At 64.2% G+C, this 19,193-nt stretch carries 15 protein-coding genes and 1 riboswitch; of the genes, 3 read left to right on the top strand and 12 right to left on the bottom strand.

Annotated features, from left to right (window positions below; translation table 11 throughout):
- Positions 1-81: 81 nt before the first annotated feature.
- From ACO055_RS00725 to cyoA, 8 genes are read right to left on the bottom strand one after another with little or no spacing between them, the layout of a single operon-like run.
- A complete protein-coding gene (locus tag ACO055_RS00725) occupies positions 82-996 on the bottom strand; it encodes a LysR family transcriptional regulator (protein WP_422060704.1) in 915 nt (304 codons plus the stop codon).
- Complete coding sequence (locus ACO055_RS00720; protein ID WP_422060703.1) at positions 993-1,526, bottom strand: response regulator transcription factor; 534 nt, start codon at positions 1,524-1,526, stop codon at positions 993-995. The genes ACO055_RS00725 and ACO055_RS00720 overlap by 4 nt, the downstream gene beginning before the upstream one ends.
- Positions 1,523-2,827, bottom strand: a complete 1,305-nt coding sequence (locus tag ACO055_RS00715; protein WP_422062384.1) for an ATP-binding protein — start codon at positions 2,825-2,827, stop codon at positions 1,523-1,525. Before ACO055_RS00715 ends, ACO055_RS00720 begins: the two co-directional genes overlap by 4 nt.
- The gene (locus ACO055_RS00710) at positions 2,824-3,522 is read right to left on the bottom strand and encodes an SURF1 family protein (protein ID WP_422060702.1); all 699 of its coding nucleotides are present in this window, start codon (positions 3,520-3,522) and stop codon (positions 2,824-2,826) included. Before ACO055_RS00710 ends, ACO055_RS00715 begins: the two co-directional genes overlap by 4 nt.
- A complete protein-coding gene (cyoD, locus tag ACO055_RS00705) occupies positions 3,519-3,893 on the bottom strand; it encodes a cytochrome o ubiquinol oxidase subunit IV (protein WP_422060701.1) in 375 nt (124 codons plus the stop codon). The genes ACO055_RS00710 and cyoD overlap by 4 nt, the downstream gene beginning before the upstream one ends.
- The gene (cyoC, locus tag ACO055_RS00700; RefSeq protein ID WP_422060700.1) at positions 3,890-4,531 is read right to left on the bottom strand and encodes a cytochrome o ubiquinol oxidase subunit III; all 642 of its coding nucleotides are present in this window, start codon (positions 4,529-4,531) and stop codon (positions 3,890-3,892) included. The genes cyoD and cyoC overlap by 4 nt, the downstream gene beginning before the upstream one ends.
- 4 nt (positions 4,532-4,535) lie before the next feature.
- The gene (gene cyoB / locus ACO055_RS00695) at positions 4,536-6,545 is read right to left on the bottom strand and encodes a cytochrome o ubiquinol oxidase subunit I (RefSeq protein WP_422060699.1); all 2,010 of its coding nucleotides are present in this window, start codon (positions 6,543-6,545) and stop codon (positions 4,536-4,538) included.
- A 17-nt stretch (positions 6,546-6,562) separates the two neighbouring features.
- Positions 6,563-7,696 (bottom strand): ubiquinol oxidase subunit II, encoded by a 1,134-nt coding sequence (gene cyoA / locus ACO055_RS00690; RefSeq protein WP_422060698.1) that lies wholly within the window; start codon positions 7,694-7,696, stop codon positions 6,563-6,565.
- A 204-nt stretch (positions 7,697-7,900) separates the two neighbouring features.
- Here cyoA and ACO055_RS00685 point away from each other — a divergent pair, with 204 nt between their 5' ends.
- From ACO055_RS00685 to ACO055_RS00675, 3 genes are all read left to right on the top strand, one after another.
- Positions 7,901-9,223: an MFS transporter gene (locus ACO055_RS00685; protein ID WP_422060697.1), complete on the top strand. Its 1,323-nt coding sequence runs from the start codon at positions 7,901-7,903 to the stop codon at positions 9,221-9,223.
- On the top strand, positions 9,216-9,740 hold the full coding sequence (gene mobA, locus ACO055_RS00680; protein ID WP_422060696.1) for a molybdenum cofactor guanylyltransferase: 525 nt from the start codon (positions 9,216-9,218) through the stop codon (positions 9,738-9,740). Before ACO055_RS00685 ends, mobA begins: the two co-directional genes overlap by 8 nt.
- 87 nt (positions 9,741-9,827) lie before the next feature.
- Positions 9,828-11,297: a helicase HerA domain-containing protein gene (locus ACO055_RS00675; protein ID WP_422060695.1), complete on the top strand. Its 1,470-nt coding sequence runs from the start codon at positions 9,828-9,830 to the stop codon at positions 11,295-11,297.
- A gap of 98 nt (positions 11,298-11,395) precedes the next feature.
- Here the strand turns inward: ACO055_RS00675 and ACO055_RS00670 are convergent, their stop codons facing one another.
- The 4 genes from ACO055_RS00670 to ACO055_RS00655 all read right to left on the bottom strand — a co-directional run bounded on the left by ACO055_RS00670 (position 11,396) and on the right by ACO055_RS00655 (position 18,980).
- A complete protein-coding gene (locus tag ACO055_RS00670) occupies positions 11,396-11,968 on the bottom strand; it encodes a TMEM165/GDT1 family protein (protein ID WP_422060694.1) in 573 nt (190 codons plus the stop codon).
- A 21-nt stretch (positions 11,969-11,989) separates the two neighbouring features.
- Positions 11,990-12,172: riboswitch (yybP-ykoY riboswitch) on the bottom strand.
- Entirely contained in the window at positions 12,149-12,361 is a 213-nt protein-coding gene (locus tag ACO055_RS00665) for a hypothetical protein (protein ID WP_422060693.1), read from the bottom strand. It overlaps the preceding riboswitch by 24 nt.
- Positions 12,361-16,599 carry a translocation/assembly module TamB domain-containing protein gene (locus ACO055_RS00660; protein ID WP_422060692.1) on the bottom strand — a complete coding sequence of 1,413 codons (4,239 nt, stop codon included), beginning with the start codon at positions 16,597-16,599 and terminating at the stop codon, positions 12,361-12,363. Before ACO055_RS00660 ends, ACO055_RS00665 begins: the two co-directional genes overlap by 1 nt.
- Positions 16,599-18,980 carry an autotransporter assembly complex protein TamA gene (locus tag ACO055_RS00655; protein WP_422060691.1) on the bottom strand — a complete coding sequence of 794 codons (2,382 nt, stop codon included), beginning with the start codon at positions 18,978-18,980 and terminating at the stop codon, positions 16,599-16,601. Before ACO055_RS00655 ends, ACO055_RS00660 begins: the two co-directional genes overlap by 1 nt.
- Between the last annotated feature and the right edge of the window lie 213 nt (positions 18,981-19,193).

Raw genomic sequence — 19,193 nt, 5'->3', positions numbered from 1 at the left:
TGGATCTGGCGCGAAACTAGCTGCGCCAAGCCATCGAAGAAAATGATAGGAGCGAATATTCGGTATTCGCAAATTGAATAGTCAAGCGATGCGGGTCAGCTCATCGACGATGATCGCCCGTAGCCACGCCAGACCGGGATCGGCCTCTGCCGCCTGATGCCAATAGAGATAGCTGCCTCCCGGCTCGATCGGCAGGGGCAGCTCGACCAACTGCATCGGCCAGACCGCGTCGAGAACCGCGGCGTGCGACCGCGGCAGCGCAAAGAGCATATCCGACGTGGCAATGATCTGCCACGCGGTAATCGCGTGCTGGCAACGAACCGCCACCCGACGGGTACGCCCCATACGATCGAGCGCCATATCCTCGATCCCCGGACCATAGGGGCGCGCAGTCGCGACGACGTGATCGAGCGCGAGGTAGGTATCGAGATCGATCGCGCCATCGACGCGCGGATGGCCTTGGCGTGCGACGACGACCAGCGGCTCGGTCCCGAGATAGTGACGGCTGAGGCGGTCGTTGGCGGGAAGCGAAACATCGAGCGCAAGGTCGAGGTCGGCGTTCGCGAGCGCCATCACCAGATCGCGGCGGCGGAAGGTCACGCTGGCGAGCGCAACATGCGGCGCCTCGCTGCGTACCCGCGCCACGAGCGACGAGAATCGCGGCATCTCGCCCGACAGCCGCACCCCGATGCGAAACTCGCGCGTCGACTGGGCGGGATCGAAAAAGACCGCAGCATCGAGCGCGGCATCGAGGCCGCGCAGCGCTTCGCGCACCGGCCCCGCGATCGCGCGGGCGGCAGGCGTCGGCACCAGCCGGTTGCCCTGCCGCACGAACAGCGGATCGTCGAACGCATCGCGGAGTTTCGTGAGGGAATGGCTGATCGCCGGCTGCGACAGGTTCAGATGGCGCGCAGCCGCCGACACTCCGCCTTTCACGTAAATGGCGTCGAAGACTTGCAGCAGGTTGAGATCGAAGCGCGCGAGCCGGCGCATCATTTCACCTGCCGTTTCTCGAGCTTCCGCGCGAGCGTACGGCGGTGCATGCCCAGTCGGCGAGCCGCCTCCGAAATGTTGAAATTGGCCTCGACGAGCGTCTGATGAATATGCTCCCATTCGACGGTCTTGATCGACGAGGGGCGTGCAGCGAGCGGCGCTTCGATATTGCCCTCGGCGCGCTCGAACGCGGCCTCGATGTCGTCGGTGTTCGACGGCTTTGCAAGATAATAGGACGCACCAAGCTTGATCGCCTCGACAGCGGTCGCGATGCTCGCGAAGCCGGTGAGCACGACGATCCGCATTGCGGCGTCCGCCGCGCGCAGCCTCTGGACGCAGGCGAGCCCCGACGCATTGCCAAGTTTCAGATCGACGACCGCATAGCCGGGCCGCCAATCGCCCAGCAGTTCCTCGGCCTGTTCAGGGCTGGCTGCAACGCGGACGTCGTAGTCGCGCCGTTCGAACGAACGCTTGAGCGTGCGGGCAAAGACGTCATCGTCCTCGACGATCAGCAATTGCCGCCGCTCGCTCATGCCGCCTCTCCTTCCGCGGCGAGCAATGCAAGCGGCAGGGTGATGCGGACCGCAGCGCCACCCGCATCGCGATTGGCGACGCTGGCGCTGCCGCCAAGCTTGCGCAGCACGTTGACGAGCAGGAACAGCCCCAATCCCCCGCCCGGCCGTCCTTTGGTCGAGCTGTACGGCTGGCCAAAGCGGCCGATCATCTCGTCGCTGAAACCCGGGCCGCGATCCGAAATTTCGATCACCGCCATATCGGCATCGCGCGAGGCCGTGACGGCGATCCAGTCGGGCGACACTTCGGACGCATTGTCCATGACATTGCCGATCACCTGGCGCAGCGCCGGGTCGGACACAATCGCGACATCGGGACCGAACAGGTCGTTGAACTCGACCGTCGCAGGCATGCGACCGGCCCGCGCTTCATCGACCAGCTCGGTGAGGAAGGCGCGCATCGTCGTGAGCTGCGGCGCTTCGCCGCGCGCTTCCCCCGCCGACATCAAAATGCCGCTCACGATCGCTTTGCAACGCCGGACAGCGGCATCCATCTCCGCAAGATCCTCCTGAAGCTCGCTTTCCTTCGCCAGCGTCGGCGCCGCTTTCCAGTCGCCGATCAGGACCGATAGCGTCGAGAGCGGCGTCCCGAGCTCGTGCGCTGCACCCGATGCGAGCAGCCCCATGCGCACGATATGATCCTCCTCCGCCGCGCGCTGACGCGTGGCGGCGAGTGCAGCGTCGCGCTGGCGCAGGTTGCGGCTGATCCGCGTCACGAAAGCGACGAGCAAAATTGCGATAAGCAGGAAGCAGACAAGGCTGCCTTGCAGATACATACCCATCGGATCGGCAGAATAGGGTTCGGGAAGTACCAGTGGTGTCGGGTCGATCGCCAGCACGCCGATTGCAATCAGCGCCGCGACGACGATACCCCATGACGATGCGGGCGTCAGCAGGATGGCACCGATAACGACTTGCAGCAGGAAGAGCGAGGCAAAGGGGTTCGCGATCCCGCCGCTGTGATAAAGCTGCCAGCCAAGGGCGCCGACATCGAACAGCAATGCCGCAGTCAGTTCGGCATTGGTGACCGTCCGGCCGCGACGCAGCAACGCCAGGCTGGCGACATTGATCGCGATCAGCATCGCAACCGCGGCAATCAAAGGTGCGAGCGGGAGCTTGATGCCCATCACTCCGGTGACGACGCCGATCGTCGCAAGCTGGCCGCCAACCGCGAGCCAGCGCAACTGGATCAACAGCGTCATGTTGCGCCGCCCGGCATTGGCCTCGGCAGGCGCACTCGGCAGGATCGTCGGGCTGGTCATTCCTCCCGCATATGCCAGAGCCGCCACGCAAAAAACAGGCTGAGCGCGCAAAGACCGAACCAGGTCAGCGCATAGACCATGTGATTGTCGTTGAACTGCACCACCGTCAGCCCGCCAACGGGATAGCCGCCGGGATTCGGCGAATTATCGGCATCGATAAAATAGGGGGCCACCTTGCCCAGCCGTCGTGCCTTCGCGATCGCGATGACGTCGCGCGAATACCAGCGGCCAGCCGCGATATCGTTCGAGCGGAGAAAAGCGCCGTCGGGCTCCGTCACGCGCAGCAATCCCGTCACGGCCGCGGTGCCTGTATAGGGCGTCCGGCTGCTGGGATCGCGCTTGTCCGCGGGCACGAACCCGCGATTGACCAGCACGGTGAAATCCTTGGTCTCGAGTGGGGTCAGCACCCAATAACCGGCGCCGAGCCCGGTCACCGCCTGTACCAGCGTCTCGCGGTCATGGTCGAAACTGCCGACCGCGTTCACACGGCGATAGGCATCTTTCCCGGCGCTGATTTCCGGCCAACTCGCGGGGCCAGGCGCGGCGACAGATGCGGCATGCGTGCGCGCATCGACCGCCGCGATCAACTCGTGCTTCCAGGCGCGCCGTTCGAGCTGCCAGACGCCAAGCGCCGCGAGGCATGCCGCTGCAACCACGGCCGCGGCGGCAAAGGCCGCGCGGCGGGTCCGGATCACGGCAGCTGGCTCGTGTCGTGCATCGACGGCATCATGTTGGTGTTCAGATGATGCATCACCCACAGCGATCCCGCGAGCATGATCACCACGACGATGATGGTGAAGACGAGCGAGGTCAGCGACCAGCCGCCCTCTGCCTTGGGAGTCATATGGAGGAAAAAGACCATATGAACGACGATCTGGATCATCGCGAATACCATGATGATTGCCGCCGTCGCGCCAGCGCCGAACGGCCGTTCGATCACCAGCCAGAAGGGGATGGCGGTGAGGATCACCGACAGGAGGAAGCCGATGACATAGTCGCGCATTGACGCGTGCGGCATCTCGATCTCGTGATGCTCGCCCGTTGCGTGCCGGGGATCGGCGCTCATCGCAGCACTCCCATCAAATAGACAATCGTGAAGACGCCGATCCAGACGACGTCGAGAAAGTGCCAGAACATGCTGAGGCACATGACGCGGCGTTTGTTGGCCGCAATCAACCCGTGCTTGCCAAGCTGAACCATCAGGGTGATCAGCCAGACGATCCCGAAGGTGACGTGGAGCCCGTGCGTGCCGACGAGCGTGAAGAAGCTCGACAGGAAAGCGCTGCGCTGCGGCGTCGCGCCGATCTCGATCAGATGGTGGAATTCGTAAAGCTCGATACCCAGAAAAGCGAGCCCGAACATCCCGGTGATCGCAAGCCACAGCTGCGTCCCACGGACCCTGCCCTGCTGCATCTGAAGCACCGCAAAGCCATAAGTGATCGACGAGAAGAGCAGCATCGCGGTGTTGAGCGCGACCAGCGGCAGGTCGAACAAATCCTTCGGGGCCGGTCCCGCGGCATAATTGCCGCCGAGCACGGCGAAGCAGGCGAAGAGGATCGCGAAGATGAGGCAGTCGCTCATCAAATAGATCCAGAAGCCCAGCATCGTGCTGTGCCCTTCGGCATGGGCATGCTCGTCGAGGTCGTAGAACTGGACGGGATCGTCAGCGGAGATCGGAGCGGCGGTGATGGTCTTGGCGCTCATCGCATCAGCCTCCGGCCGCCAGCTGGCGGGTTCGGGCGTCCTCGACCGCGGAAACCGTCGCCGCCGGAATGTCGAAATCGCGCTTGTAGTTGAAGGTGTGGACGATCGCGCCGACGATCATCGCCGCGAAGCTCAGCGCGGCGAGCCACCAGATGTGCCAGATGAGAGCGAAACCCATCACCAGCGCGAACCCCCCAAGGATGATCCCCGCGCCGGTATTGCTCGGCATGTGAATGTCGCGGAAGCCGCCGACCGGGCGCTGATGCCCGCGCTTTTTCATGTCGTACCACGCGTCGAGATCGTGGATCACCGGCGTGAAAGCGAAATTATAGTCGGGCGGCGGCGAGCTGGTTGCCCATTCGAGGGTACGCCCGCCCCACGGATCGCCGCTTTCGTCGACCAGTTCCTTGCGCTTCCAGATGCTCACGGCGAACTGGATCAGCATCGCGGCGATGCCCATCGCGATGACGGCGGCGCCGATCGCGGCAATGACGAACCAGATCTGCAGGCTTGGATCGTCGAACACGCGCATACGCCGCGTCACGCCCATCAGGCCGAGGATATAGAGCGGCATGAACGCCAACCAGAAACCGACGACCCAGCACCAGAAGCTGACCTTGCCCCAGAAGACGTCGAGCTTGAAACCGAAGGCCTTGGGCCACCAGTAATTGATCGCCGCGAACAGGCCGAACAGCACGCCGCCGATGATCACATTGTGGAAATGCGCGATCAGGAAGAGCGAATTGTGCAGCACGAAGTCGGCGGGCGGCACCGCCAGCAAGACCCCGGTCATCCCCCCGACCACAAAGGTCAGCATGAAGGCGACCGTCCACATCATCGGCAGCTCGAACCGGATGCGGCCGCGGTACATGGTGAAAAGCCAGTTGAAGAGCTTGGCCCCGGTCGGGATCGAGATCACCATCGTCGTGATACCGAAGAAGCTGTTGACGCTGGCCCCCGATCCCATGGTGAAGAAATGGTGCAGCCAGACGATGTACGACAGGATGGTGATGACCACCGTCGCATAGACCATCGAGGTATAGCCAAAGAGCTTCTTGCCCGAAAAGGTCGAGGTGACCTCCGAATAGACGCCGAACAGGGGCAGGACGAGAATATAGACCTCGGGGTGTCCCCAGATCCAGATCAGGTTCACATACATCATCGGCGAACCGCCGAGGTCGTTGGTGAAGAAGTTGGTGCCTGCGTAACGATCGAGCGTCAGCAGCGCGAGCGTCGCGGTCAGGATCGGGAAGCTCGCGACGATCAGGATGTTCGAGCAAAGGCTCGTCCAGGTGAAGATCGGCATCTTCATCAGCCCCATGCCCGGCGCGCGCAGCTTCAGGATCGTGACGATCAGGTTGATCCCCGACAATGTCGTGCCGACACCGGCTATCTGAAGGCCCCAGATATAATAATCGACGCCGACATTGGGGCTGTAGGCGATGCCCGACAAAGGCGGATAGGCAAGCCAGCCGGTCTGCGCATATTCGCCGACAAAGAGCGAGATCATCGTCAGCACCGCGCCCGAGGTCGTCATCCAGAAGCTGAAATTGTTGAGGAAGGGAAAACTGACGTCGCGCGCGCCGATCTGCAGCGGCACGATATAGTTCATCAGGCCGGTGATGAACGGCATCGCCACGAAGAAGATCATGATGACGCCGTGCGCGGTGAACACCTGGTCGTAATGGTGCGGCGTCAGATAGCCTTCGGAGCCGTTGAAGGCCATCGCCTGTTGCAGCCGCATCATGATCGCGTCGGCAAAGCCGCGCAGGAACATCACCAGGCCGAGGATCATGTACATGATCCCGATCCGCTTGTGGTCGACGGTCGTGAACCACTCGGTCCAGAGATAGCCCCACAGGCGATATTTGGTGATCGCGGCAAGGACGGCGATGCCGCCGAGAAGGACGACGGCGAAGGTGACGACCAGGATCGGCTCGTGCAGCGGCAGCGCTTCGAGCGACAATTTGCCAAGGAACGGACCGGTCTCGGGAGCGGGATGCGGAGTGATCATGCGGGTTTCGCCTGCGGTCAGGAGATCGGACGGGTGGCAGCGCCAACAAGCGCGGTGCGCTTGGGCGCCTGGTTCGGGTGCGGCAGGCCTTCGCCTTTCAGCGGCGCCGGGTTCACCGGCTTCGCGTCGGGACGATCGGCCGAAGCCATCGCAGCGCTGCACAATGCAGCGACATAGCGGACGCTCCAGCCGACCGTGCCGGTCGTGCCGCGCGCCGCATGCTTGTCATAGGTGACGTCGCGGACGTTTCCGATCCCGGCAATGCCCGCGCCGCCCTTCGCGTCGATCGCCATCATGTCGTGCATGCACATCTTGCCGGGCTCGACGCACATGTTGACGACCGCGTCGAACAGCTGCGGGTCGGTCGCGGCAAAGCGGCGCACCGGCTCCTTCTGGCTCGGCTTTTCAAGTTTGAGATACGCCAGTCGGTCGAGATCGCCTTCGCTCGCGGCTTTCGTCGCCGCGACCCAGGTGTCGAACTCGCCCGCGGGCAGGCTCTTCACCTTGAACCGCATCTGCGAAAAGCCCCAGCCCGAATAATTGGCCGAAAAGCCCTCGAATTCCCCGGTCTTGTCGAACACGCCGTGAAGCTTTGTCTCCATCCCGGGCATCGCATAAATCTGGCCTGCAAGCGCGGGGACGTAGAAGCTGTTCATGACCGACGAGGAGGAGATGCGAAAACGGACCGGGCGGTTCACCGGCAGAGCTAGCTCGTTCACTGTCGCCACGCCCTGTTCGGGGTAGATGAACAGCCATTTCCAATCGAGCGCGACGACGTTGACCTCGAGCGGCTTCACGTTCGCGGCAATTGCCTGCCCCGGCCCCGTGCGCGCGAGCGGACGATAGGGATCGAGCAAATGCGTCGCGACCCAGGTCACCGCGCCGAGACAGATGATGATCAGCAGCGGCGCCGACCAGATGACGAGCTCGAGCTGCGTCGAATGATCCCAGTCGGGCTTGTACGTCGCGTCCTTGTTGGCGGCGCGATAACGCCAGGCGAAGAAGATCGTCAGCGCCATGACGGGTACGATGATCAGCAGCATCAGCACGGTCGAGATGACGATCAGGTCGCCCTGCTGGCGCGCGACATCGCCCGCGGGGTCGAGCACGACCATGTTGCAACTCGCGAGCAGCGGCAGCGCACCCAGCATCCGCAAGAGCCGGAATCGGGCCGTAACAGGAGAGAGCTTCGTTGGCATGATGCGCGCCTAGGCCTCCTTTGTTGCAGTGCACATAGGACATTTTGTCCAATCCACTTGGCCTGCGCGATCGCGCAGGGGCGATTTCACAACGGGCGCTTTTGCCCTATGATCGACTCGTACCGCCTGTGCGGTGCCAGAAGCAGGATCTGTACCATGTCTGCCGAAACTGCCGCCACCGAAGCCGAACGCGATGCCCGCGCCCTGCACGACGACGGCCACCCTATCGCTCCCGCCGAAATTGCAATCGGGGTGATCATAGGGCGGACGTCGGAGTTTTTCGACTTTTTCGTTTATGCGATCGCGTCGGTGCTGGTGTTCCCGAAACTGGTATTCCCGCACCTGGACCCGCTTCAGGGAACGCTTTGGTCTTTCGCGATTTTCGCGCTCGCGTTCGCCGCGCGGCCCGTCGGCACGATGATTTTCTCGACGATCGACCGCGCCTATGGCCGCGGCGCAAAGCTGACGATCGCGCTGTTTCTTCTGGGAGGATCGACGGCGGCAATCGCCTTCCTGCCAAGCTATGAGTCGGCAGGTATCGGGGCCGCACTGTTGCTCGCGCTGTTCCGCATGGGTCAGGGCGTCGCGCTCGGCGGTTCTTGGGACGGTCTGGCCTCGCTGCTCGCAATCAACGCGCCCGAAGGCAAACGCGGCTGGTACGCGATGATCCCGCAACTCGGAGCGCCGCTCGGCCTGATCGTCGCAAGCCTGCTCTTCATGTTCCTGATCGCCGCGCTGCCCGCCGCCGATTTCCTCGACTGGGGCTGGCGCTATCCCTTTTTCGTAGCCTTTGCGATCAACGTTGTCGCGCTGTTCGCACGCCTGCGCATCGTGGTGACGCCCGAATATGCCCGGCTGTTCGAAGACCGTGACCTTGAACCCGCACCGCTGACCGAAACGTTACGGTTGGAATGGCGCATCATCATCATGGGCGCGTTCGCGCCACTTGCGAGCTTTGCGATGTTCCACATGGTGACGGTGTTTCCGCTGTCGTGGGTGTTCCTGTTCACCGAAGAAACGCCGGTTCGTTTCCTGATGATCGAAGCCATCGCCGCGATGGTGGGGGTACTCGCGATCATCGCTTCTGGCTATCTTGCCGACCGGGTCGGGCGGCGCACGCTGCTCGGCGCCACCGCCGCGGCGATCGCGGTCTTCAGCGGCTTTGCACCGCAGCTACTGGCCGCTGGCGAAGTCGGCGAAGCGGTGTTCATGATCCTCGGCTTTCTGATCCTCGGGCTCTCATTCGGCCAGTCTTCGGGCGCGCTGTCATCGAACTTCTCGCCGCGTCACCGCTATACCGGATCGGCGCTGACTACCGATCTTGCGTGGCTGTTCGGCGCGGGCTTCGCGCCCATGGTGGCACTGTGGCTGTCGAGCGAGTTCGGGCTGCTAGCAGCGGGCGGCTATCTGTTGTCGGGCGCGATCTGCACGCTCGTCGCGCTTTGGTGGAACCGCGAACTGGCACGAACGATTGACTGACGCGGCAAAGCGGATTGCGGGCGTCGTCCTTGCGGGCGGCCGATCGGCGCGGTTCGGGAGCGACAAGGCGGACGCGCTCTATCGCGGGCGGACGCTTATCGATTGGTCGATCGCGGCACTCGAACCCCATTGCGAGGCCATTTTCGTATCGGGGCGCGACCATCCTGCCCTTACCGGCGTCGCCGATCGGCCGAAGTCCGGGCTGGGCCCGCTCGGCGGCCTTGCGGGCGCAATGCAGGCGGCAGAGGCGTCGGGCTTCACCCACATTTTGTCGTTGCCCTGCGACACGCCCGAGGTGCCCAGCAGCCTGCTCGAACGGCTCGTGCTGGTCGACGGTGCCTATGTGACGTCCTGTCCGGTCATCGGCATCTGGCCGACACGCCTTGGCGAGAGCCTCGAAGCCTGGCTTGCGGGTGATCATCCAAGAGCCGTCCGCGCCTGGGCCGAAGCGCATGATTTCGCTGCGATCGACGCCGAGCCGATCCTCAATATCAATCAGGTCGTGGATTTACCCTAAGCCCGGTCCGCCTGCGCTGCCGAATTTCTTCGCCGTCCAAGCATCGCCGGTTGCTCCGAATCATACGCCCCGATAGGTGCGGGCGTAGTGAACAGCAGCATCGAAATTGGGACCGACGACCGGGGGGCAGCCGTTCACGTCAATGTGCAGGAGCTTCTAGCGACGCGCCTGCTTGTCCAGGGCAATTCGGGGTCGGGCAAGTCGCATCTGCTTCGCCGCCTGCTCGAAGAAAGCGCAGGACTCGTTCAGCAGATCGTGATCGATCCCGAGGGCGATTTCGTCACGCTTGCCGACCGATACAGCCATATCGTCGTCAACGCCGGCGATTATAGCGAGCGCGAGATTGCCGCGATGGGCGCTCGCATCCGCGAACATCGCGCCTCGGTGATCGTCGCGCTCGACACCCTCGATATCGAGGCGCAGATGAGCTGTGCGGCCGTCTTCCTGAACGCGCTGTTCGATGCACCGCGTGAACATTGGTTTCCGGCGCTGGTCGTCGTCGACGAGGCGCAGATGTTTGCGCCGAGCGCGTCGGGCGACGTGTCCGACACGATCCGCCGCGCAAGCCTCGCCGCGATGACAAATTTGATGTGCCGCGGGCGCAAACGGGGGTTGGCGGGCGCAATCGCGACGCAGCGGCTCGCCAAGCTCGCGAAAAATGTCGCCGCCGAGGCAAGCAATTTCCTGATGGGGCGGACCTTCCTCGACATCGATATGGCGCGCGCTGCCGATCTGCTTGGCATGGAGCGGCGACAGGCCGAAGCGATCCGCGACCTCGAACGCGGACATTTCCTGGGGCTGGGTCCCGCGATTTCGCGGCGGCCGGTCGCCGTGAAAATCGGATCCACGCAGACTGCGACACGCGCCGGAACGCACAACCTGCTGCCGCTGCCGAGCGCCGAACGGCAGGACATGCGCACGATGCTGTTCGCCGAGTTGGAAACGCAGGCACCGCCGATCCCCGCCCCAGCGCCAAAGCCCCTCGCGCCGGACGAATTGCTGCGACGCTTCGCCGAACAGGACGCCGGCGGAGCCGACAGGGCCGACGTTGGTGACAACGATCTTTCCGCGCCCGACGTCGAGGCGCCCGATACCGAGCCCGCGATCGTCTCGGCGCTCGACGATATGCTCGCCGATCCGGACGCCGCCTTTCATCCCGAAGCATTCCTCTATCAGGATTTCTCGGTGCGCTGCCGGATGCAGCGGCTCGCGCGCGTGCCGCTCGACCTTCCGCAATTCCGCAGGCGCTTTGCGCTCGCGAAAGGCGGCATTTTCGATCCGGCGGACGAGAAATGGCGCGAGTTGCTCGACGCCGCAAGCCGCCTTCCCGACGATATGCTTGCACCTTTCGTCTGCATCGCCCGCGCCGCGATGGAGGGCATCCCCTGTCCCGACGACGAGGCGCTTGGCCGCGCCTATGGCACGCGCTCGCCTGGGCGCATCCGGCGGCTCGTCGAATATATGGAAAAGCAGGGCGCGGTCGTCGTGCGGTCGGACTTCGGCGGCAGGCGGTCGATCGGAATTCCCGAGTTGGGGCTGAGTACCGAGGCCGAATAATCGTCGGTTTTCGTCCGTCGTGCCGAACTTGCTTGATCCGGCATCTATTCGGCATCGGCGTCATCGCCCCCCGGATCAAGTCCGGGGTGACGAAGAGGTCAGCCGAACCAGCCCGCGGTCTGCACGAGCACCCACAGGCCGATCACCAGGAAGAGCGCCGCGGCGACCATACGCACCTTCTTGAGGTCGACGCGCCTGAGCAGCTCTTTGCCAAGGAATACCGCCGGCACATTCGCGATCATCATGCCCAGCGTCGTTCCCGTCGTGACCGCGAGGACATTGTGATATTGCGCGCCGAGCGCGATCGTCGCGACCTGGGTCTTGTCGCCCATTTCGACCAGGAAGAACGCGATCAGCGTCGTCAGAAACGCCCCGAAGCGCGGCTTCGGCGCATCGTCGTCTTCAAACTTGTCGGGGATCAGGGTCCAGGCCGCCATCGCCACGAACGACAAGCCGATCGCATAGCGGAAGACCGGGCTGTCGAGGAAGGCGGCCGCCTGAGCACCGAGCAGCGCCGCAAGCGCGTGATTGGCGAGCGTCGCCACCAAAATGCCGAGGATGATCGGCGCAGGCCGGTGAAAGCGCGTCGCGAGCAGGATCGCGAGCAGCTGTGTCTTGTCGCCGATCTCGGCGAGTGCGACGACCGCGGTCGACGTGAGAATGGCTTCCATGGGATCAAATACTCCGGGGCCGGGCGGCAGGCAATTCCAACGGACATCGACCCCTGCCACCCAGCCCGGACGGAAGGTTCGATGCCATTGGTCTCGCCCAAGCGGTCTCCCGCTTCCACCGCACCACGATCTCTCGACCGAGTATGTTGACGCGATGGCCCGTCCTGAACGGACGGCTGGCTACTCCCCAGATGACGCCGGCGGATTAGCGGGCTTCTCCGGCTCTGACAAGTCCGAAGCCGCCACCGCCTTTTCGGATTCGGCGATATCGGCGTCCATCGCCTTTGCACGTGCCTCGATCTCGTTTGCGGCCTTGTCATAGCGCTCGTCGAAACTCGGCTCTTTGTGGCAGGCGGCGAGAAGCAGCGGCAGCAGAAGAGCCAAGCGGCGCATCAATAATCCTTGCGGTAGCGGACGCTGAGGTTCGACTGCCCGCCCGCCGCGCCGGTCTGGCTGAGGATCGACAGCGCCGGCGTCAGGCTGATCTCGAGCTGCGTCGCGGTGTAGCCGCGCGCGTCGGTGATAACCTCGAGGTAAATGTCCTTTGAAATATATTGCCCCGCCGCGAGCGCCGTGCCGCGCCCGATCGTATCGTCGGGACCCAGAATGCGCAGACGGTCGATTCCGGTCGCCGACTGGAGAGCGCCGAGCGGGCTCAGCCCTCCGCCCCCGCTGCGCAGCGTGTTAAGCGACGCGGCCAGCTGGACCGCCTGGAGCGGCGATAGCGAGGTAATGGAATCGCCGAACAGGATACGCGAGACGATCTCGTCCTGCGGCAGGCCGGGAACGCTCGAGAAACTGATTTGCGGATTCTGCGCACGGCCCGACACGTTGATGTTCACCGTCACCGTCTCGATCGTTTCGGAGGCGAGCAAGCGCAACGTCGGGTCGAAGGCATCGCCGGTTGGAAAGCTCACCCTGCCCTCTTCCAGCTCGAACGAGCGACCGGCGAACCCGAGAGTCCCTCGCACGAGTTCGATCTCGCCGCTGACGCGCGGCGCCTGCGTCGTGCCGGTCAACGTAACATCGGCCTGCCATTCGGATTCGAGGCCCATGCCGCTGACATAGATTTCGTCGGGCGCACGCAGGTGGATGTTGAGGCGGAGGAGGTCGAACAGGCTGCCGCCGACCGCTGCAAGTCCGTCGCCGCTGATCCGGCGGCGCCCGGTCGGAGGCTTGCGGCGCACGCCGGTGAGCACGGGCACGCTCGCGGCGCCTTCGCGGACGATGCGGTAGCGCGTTTCGGGGAGGCGAAGATCTCCCGAGAGCAGCGCGGTCTGCCCCGCCACCTTTTCCAGCGTCAGGGTCCCCGTCGCGCGCGCAGCGATATTTTCGCTCCGAGCCAGCCGCGCATTGTCGAGCGTGGCTGAGATATTCATCGGATATCCGTCTGCCTGAGCAAGGCTGATATAGCCTTTCGCTTTCACGCTGCCGTCGCCAGCGGTGGCCGTCAGGTCGTCGATCTCTAGCCGATTACCAGTGAAGCGCCCGTTGACCACGATATTGGTGAGCCGCGTGCCGTAAGTCTGATTTTCATAGGTCATGCCATTGCCGCGCACGACGCCCTGCAAACACGGGTCGCTGACACGGCAGCTGAAATCGGCTGCGACCGCGATCGGTCCCGACACGCCCTGATCGGCGGGACCGAAAAAGGAATAGAGCGTGTCGGCAGGTCCGTTGTAGCGCACGCCGCCGCCGAGCGGAGCGGCGCTGAGCCGCGTCGTCCAGTCGCCGGCGCCGGGGCCCAGCGGGCGCAGCGACGCCTGCATCCTGCCGATCACCGTGCCACGCTTGCGGATGACCGCGCGTGCTTCGCCGCCATCGCTGAGCAGCTTGCCCGCGAAATTGACGTCGACCGGCTGGCTGACCGACGCTGCGGTGGTGCGCGTAAATCCGTTGATCGTCAGTCGGGCATCCGCACGCGGGAACGCGTCGGGGTTCGCTTGCTCGAAGTCGATGCTGCCTGTTGCGCGGCCACCCAGGCCGAGGCCCGGATAGATGGAATTGATCAGCGCCATGTTCGCGCGGTCGAGGCGGCTCTGGATCATGATGCCATTGCCGAAACGCCCCGCGACGCGCGCGCTGCTGCCACGGCCAAGGTCGACAGTGGTCGGCAGAAGTTCATAGCCGTCGCGGCCGGGGATGATCCGCGCGGGCGTCGTCGTGCGGAAATTGACGCCGGTCGCGCGGCCCTGCACCGACGCACGCCACAACTGCGGCGTCAGGTCTGCGTTGGCGGCAATCCGGAACGGCACGCCGCTCGATCCCTCGACCAGCGCCTGTGCCTTCCCGCTGCCGTTGCGGTAGTCGATCTTCACGCGCCCGACGGCAATGTCATAGGTGCGGATCCGCGTGTCGGCGAGCTGGATGTCGGCGACGATATGCGGCTGGTCATAGAGGACGACGTCGGCATCGACGATCGCCGAACCGACCGCCAGCTTCGCCGCGCCCGGCAGAACGACATTGTTCGCGCGCACGTTGATCGCAGCCGCTTGATATTGTCCGGTCGCGCTGAGGCGGACGATCCCGCCGAGGCCCTGTCCCGATGCGTCGAGCTGGCCGACGAACGGCCCGGCATTGCTTTTCACCAGCTGGCCGTGGAAACCGATTCCCGACAAGTCGCCGCGCTCGATATCGATGGTGAGTGGGCCCGAAGCCGTCAGCAGCAGCACATCGGCCGAAAGCGGTCCATAATCGGTTTCGCCAGTCGCTGCGAGGCGATAGCCGTTCGGCGCACCATTGATCTTTGCCACCAGATTGGCGAGCCCGATACCAAGCCCCGGCCGATCGGCGGTGACGACCGCGCGCGGATCGCTGATCGTCCCGGCAAGCCGGACGCCAACGGGGCCATAATCGGTCGAATGCGCCCGTGCGGTCAGATTGATCTGTCCATTCGGAGCATAGCTGCCCTGCCCGCCGGTCACGCGCAGCCGGGGCGCGGTCATGCGGAGGTTGGCGAAGCGGATGAGCCCGTCGGTGCCATAGCGCACGTCACCCGACGCCGTCGCATTGCCACCGAGGAAATCGCGCACCCCAGAATTGAACAGCCTTGTCGAGCGCGCGCGGACGCGGCCGACGATTTCGAAGCCGCCGCGCGGCGCGGTTTTCAGATCGGCATCGGTGTCGATGTCGAAGATGCCGACGCTTTCGATCCGGTAATCGTTGATCCGCCCGTCGATCGCGCCGGTGTAGAAGCCCTTGTTCAGGTCGGCGATCATGATGACCTTGGCGTCGATCCGCGGTGACCGAAGGCGAAGATTGTCGCTGAGGATGCGGCCGCTGGCATAGGCCAGATCACCGTCGAGCCGCACTTGCGTCAGCGTTCCCCCGGCAACGGTATCAAGGCCGCGGATACGCGCGGCGCGGCCCACAACCGGAATGACGATGTGGTCGGCATCGACGCGCGCCTTGCCAGCAAGGCTGAGCGTCTCGACGACAATATCGTTGACAGCGAGGCTGTTCGCATTCGCCCGATAATCCACCGTTGGCATCGCAAAGGCGCCATCGAGTTGCGCCGTCGCGCGGAGGCCATTGGCGCGCACCGCCGGCGCAATGGCGTTCGGTCGCAGGACGTTGAGGGCCAGCTTCAGCCCTTCATAGCGGCTGTTGCCCAGGTCGATTCTACCGCTGACGCCGAGCTGCGCGGCATCCGACGCAAACCGGCCGTCGAGATCGGCCTTGCGATCCCTCAGCCGTGCGGTGAGGTCGACCGAGGTCTGGGTGCCCAAAATGCCGGCGACAGGCCCATCGGCGAGCAAGCGCGAAGCCTGCGTCGTTCCCTTCAGCCCAAAAGTGCCCTCGCGCGCGGTCAGCGCGAGCCGCGCGAGCGGGCTGGCGCCGAGGTTCGCGGTGAGATTGCCGTTCCACGCCGTCCAGTCGCCGCGCCCGTCGAGTTTTGCTGTCAGCGGCTCCTCGAACCCGCCAAGCGCCGCGAGAACGCCGCCTTTGGGGGCGGTCATATCAAGCGTCATCGCGAGCCGGTTCTTGTCGGGTACCGCGTCGAGCAGCAGCTTCAGCGTATCGCCCTGCCCGCCTCCGCCGCTGATCGTCCGCGCATCGGCGGTGACCAGCGCGCGGCGATCGGCAATCGCCACCTTGCCGGTCAGTGTCGCGACCTGCCGTACACCCGTGACCGCTGGTTCAAAGATGAAGCGGTCGACCTGAACCTTCGCGACGTCGATATCGATATCCGGCAGTAGGGGTTGGCCGATGTCGGGAACGGGGCTGAATGCCGGAATCTTCTCCATCACCAGCGTCTGTGCAGTCGCCGAGCGAACATCGACATGGTTCGACAGATAAGCGAGCGGTCGCCAGTCAACGCGCAATTCGGGCGAACGGAGGAAAACGCCCTTTGGATCGGATAGCGTAAAATCGCGAATGACCATCTGGCCATAGAGCGAGCCGTCGAGCCGGCCGATGCCGATCTTCATCCCGTTCTTGAACTCGTATTTCTCGACCTGGTTGGCGACGAAGCGTCGTCCGGCGTCGCTGTTGAGCCCGATCAGAAAAAGCGCGACAAGCGCGATGAGGCTCAGCAGCAAAATGCCGACCCACTTCACCGCCCGCATCGGCCAGGCCGACTTTGTCGCCCTCGGCTCGCCTTCAGTCACGATGGCTCCCTCGTCGGCCATCAGAAAGCCTGCCCGATCGAGACATAGACGCTGACCCGCGCTTCGCCCGGTTGCCGATTGATCGGTGTTGCAAGGTCGAGCCGCATCGGACCAAAATTGGTGTAGAAACGCCCGCCGATGCCCGCGCCAAAGCGCAGATTATCGAAGGTCGGGGTCGAGCCGCGATACACCTGTCCCGCGTCGACGAAACCGACGATGCCGAAATTACCGAAACGATAGCGCCCCTCGAACGCCGCTTCGTTCAGGCTGCGTCCGCCGATCGGGTCGTTGTTAGGATCCTTCGGACCGAGTTCCTGATAGCCGAAGCCGCGCACCGAGCCACCGCCACCAGCGTAGAAGCGCCGCGAAGGCGCGAGCCGCTCGCGCGCGGCGCCAAGGATCGAGCCGACGCGCACCCGCCCCGCGAGGACGATATTGTCGGCGACCGGATAATAGCCGCTGACATCGATCTGGCCGCGGGCATAGGGCGAGAAGCGCCCTGCGAGCGAGCCTTCGGGCTGAACGCGCGCAGTGACGCGAAAACCCTTCGTCGGATCGAGCAGACTATCGGTGCGGTCGAACCCGACCTGCCCGAGCAAGCCGAAAATGGTATAAAAATCGCGATTCCGGGCGCCCAGCGTGAAATCATAGTCGTCCTCGCTCGACGCCAGGAGCTCGGCACCGAAAGCATAGGTCAGCTTTTTCTGCCAGATCGGCGTCGAGTCATAGCTCATCTTTATCGCCACGCGGCCGGTGATCGCCTCGAACGCGTTGTAATTGGTCCGCGCCGCCTCAGTCACCAGTTCGAACGTACGGTCGCGCCGTCCTGCGTTCGAGCGGCGCAAAGTGGCACCGATGCTTTGTTCCTGCGTTCCGATGACTGCGCGCCCGATCAGGGCGCCTTCGGGCGGGAAGAGGTTGCGATGCGTCCAGCTGGCTTCGAGCCGCAAGCCTTCGCCGGTTCCATAGCCCGCAGTCGCAGCGATTGTGCGCGGCGGCCCCGCCTCCTGCGTCACCAGCATCGTCACATATTCGGTGTCGTCGCCGGCACTTTCGCCCGTCTTCTGCGGCTCGACCGAAACCGCCGAAAAGAGGCCCGTGGCAACGAGAGCCTGCCGCAGATCATCGGCCTTGCGGCTGTCATAGATCTCGCCGCGCTTGAAGCGAGCGAGCACACCGACGTGCTTCTCGTCGAACGCGAGTTTGCCGGTCGTCTCGATCCCGCCAAAGCGCCCGCGTGGGCCAACGTCGATAGGTAGCGTGTAGGCGCCATCCCCCGTCGCGCCGTCGAGCAAGATGTCGCGCTGGCCCACGGTCGCGAAAGCATAGCCTTCCTCGGGCAGTTTCAAGGCGATCGCCGCCTCGGCACCCTGAACACGCTGCGCCACAATCGGTTCGCCGATCGCAAGCGGGAAATTGTCCGCGATCAGCATAGGCGGAATCGTTGGCGCAGCGTCGAGGACGATATCGGAAAATTTGTAACGGACACCGGGCTTCACATCGATCACGGCGGTAACCGGCTGGCGCGGCGTGTTCGCTGCCGTCGCACTTGCCTGCGTGCTGTTCGCCGGATCGCGGTCGCCGCGATCACCGCGATCGAGCCGCGTCTCGACTACAGCGTCGTAATAGCCTTCGGAGGCGAGAATGCGCTGCATCAGTTCGGCATCGGCGGTCAGCCGCGCCCGCACCATCGCAATATTGTCGGCCTTGCCGTCGCCGTCGTAAAGCGCCGACAGGTCGCCGAACAGATCGGCAAGATCGACGTCAGTGCTGTCGTCGGGCGCGGCGAGGCCGTTCACCTGAACCGTATAGGGGATAGCTCGGGTTTCGCCGGGATCTTCGGGCTCGGCGAACTCGACTGGTGTGACGTTGAAATCTTCGAGCGGCGGCAGCGGTGCAGCGAGCTCTATGTCGCTGATCGCTGCATCACCGATCGCTTCAAACGCATCGCCATCGGCCAGCGCCGGGACCGGTGTGCCGTCAACGACCGGCACATCGGCCACCGTCGTCGAGTCGGCCGTCGCTGCCGTGCCGCCGGCCTTCGCCGCCGCGGCTTTGGCCGCTTCGGCCTGGCGCTGCTCGAATTCAGCCATCGATTCGAGCGGCTTGTCGAGTTCGGGATCATCGTCGGCGCTGATCGGCGGAATCGCTTCCTTAAACTCCTCGTCCGAAATGATCGGAGCAACCTGGGGAAGCTGCGCGCCTTCTGGCGGTGGCGTCGGCGCGGTGACGTCGGTTACGCTCGTATTTTCGACCGTCGGCACAACCTGCGGCGGCTCGATCTGCTCCGCGGCGGCGCTCGCAGCCCAGCCGACGCAAACAAAGGACGCAGAAAGGGTCAGGAGCCGGCGAAGCGACCAGGGGCGCCGCTGCACGGCACAATATGGGTCAGGATGATGCATCAGTCGGCAGCCGCTGGAGCTTCTGGCTGGCGCGATGGAGCGGCGCAACCCGTTTCTGTGACACGCCAGTCCCGAAACGACGCCATGCGGCCGACTATCCCTTCTCGTTGCTACGGTCAGGACCCTAGTCACCCACCAACGGGCGTCGACCAGTGCGGTTCCCTATCAAGGCTTTAATATCGTCCAGATTTCCGGGCCGGCTTCCCCCGGTGC

It is taken from the genome of Sphingopyxis sp. (assembly GCF_965227415.1).
In the GTDB taxonomy this organism is placed as follows: Bacteria; Pseudomonadota; Alphaproteobacteria; order Sphingomonadales; family Sphingomonadaceae; genus Sphingopyxis.
The sequence above is the reverse complement of the archived record's forward strand: the minus strand, read 5'-3'. Positions and strand labels throughout refer to the sequence as shown.

Coding starts and splice junctions, on each gene's coding strand:
- ACO055_RS00725 (WP_422060704.1), bottom strand. CDS start 996: ATGATGCGCCGGCTCGCGCGCTTCGATCTCAACCTGCTGCAAGTCTTC.
- ACO055_RS00720 (WP_422060703.1), bottom strand. CDS start 1,526: ATGAGCGAGCGGCGGCAATTGCTGATCGTCGAGGACGATGACGTCTTT.
- ACO055_RS00715 (WP_422062384.1), bottom strand. CDS start 2,827: ATGACCAGCCCGACGATCCTGCCGAGTGCGCCTGCCGAGGCCAATGCC.
- cyoD (WP_422060701.1), bottom strand. CDS start 3,893: ATGAGCGCCGATCCCCGGCACGCAACGGGCGAGCATCACGAGATCGAG.
- cyoC (WP_422060700.1), bottom strand. CDS start 4,531: ATGAGCGCCAAGACCATCACCGCCGCTCCGATCTCCGCTGACGATCCC.
- cyoB (WP_422060699.1), bottom strand. CDS start 6,545: ATGATCACTCCGCATCCCGCTCCCGAGACCGGTCCGTTCCTTGGCAAA.
- cyoA (WP_422060698.1), bottom strand. CDS start 7,696: ATGCTGGGTGCGCTGCCGCTGCTCGCGAGTTGCAACATGGTCGTGCTC.
- ACO055_RS00685 (WP_422060697.1), top strand. CDS start 7,901: ATGTCTGCCGAAACTGCCGCCACCGAAGCCGAACGCGATGCCCGCGCC.
- ACO055_RS00670 (WP_422060694.1), bottom strand. CDS start 11,968: ATGGAAGCCATTCTCACGTCGACCGCGGTCGTCGCACTCGCCGAGATC.
- ACO055_RS00665 (WP_422060693.1), bottom strand. CDS start 12,361: ATGCGCCGCTTGGCTCTTCTGCTGCCGCTGCTTCTCGCCGCCTGCCAC.
- ACO055_RS00660 (WP_422060692.1), bottom strand. CDS start 16,599: ATGGCCGACGAGGGAGCCATCGTGACTGAAGGCGAGCCGAGGGCGACA.
- ACO055_RS00655 (WP_422060691.1), bottom strand. CDS start 18,980: ATGCATCATCCTGACCCATATTGTGCCGTGCAGCGGCGCCCCTGGTCG.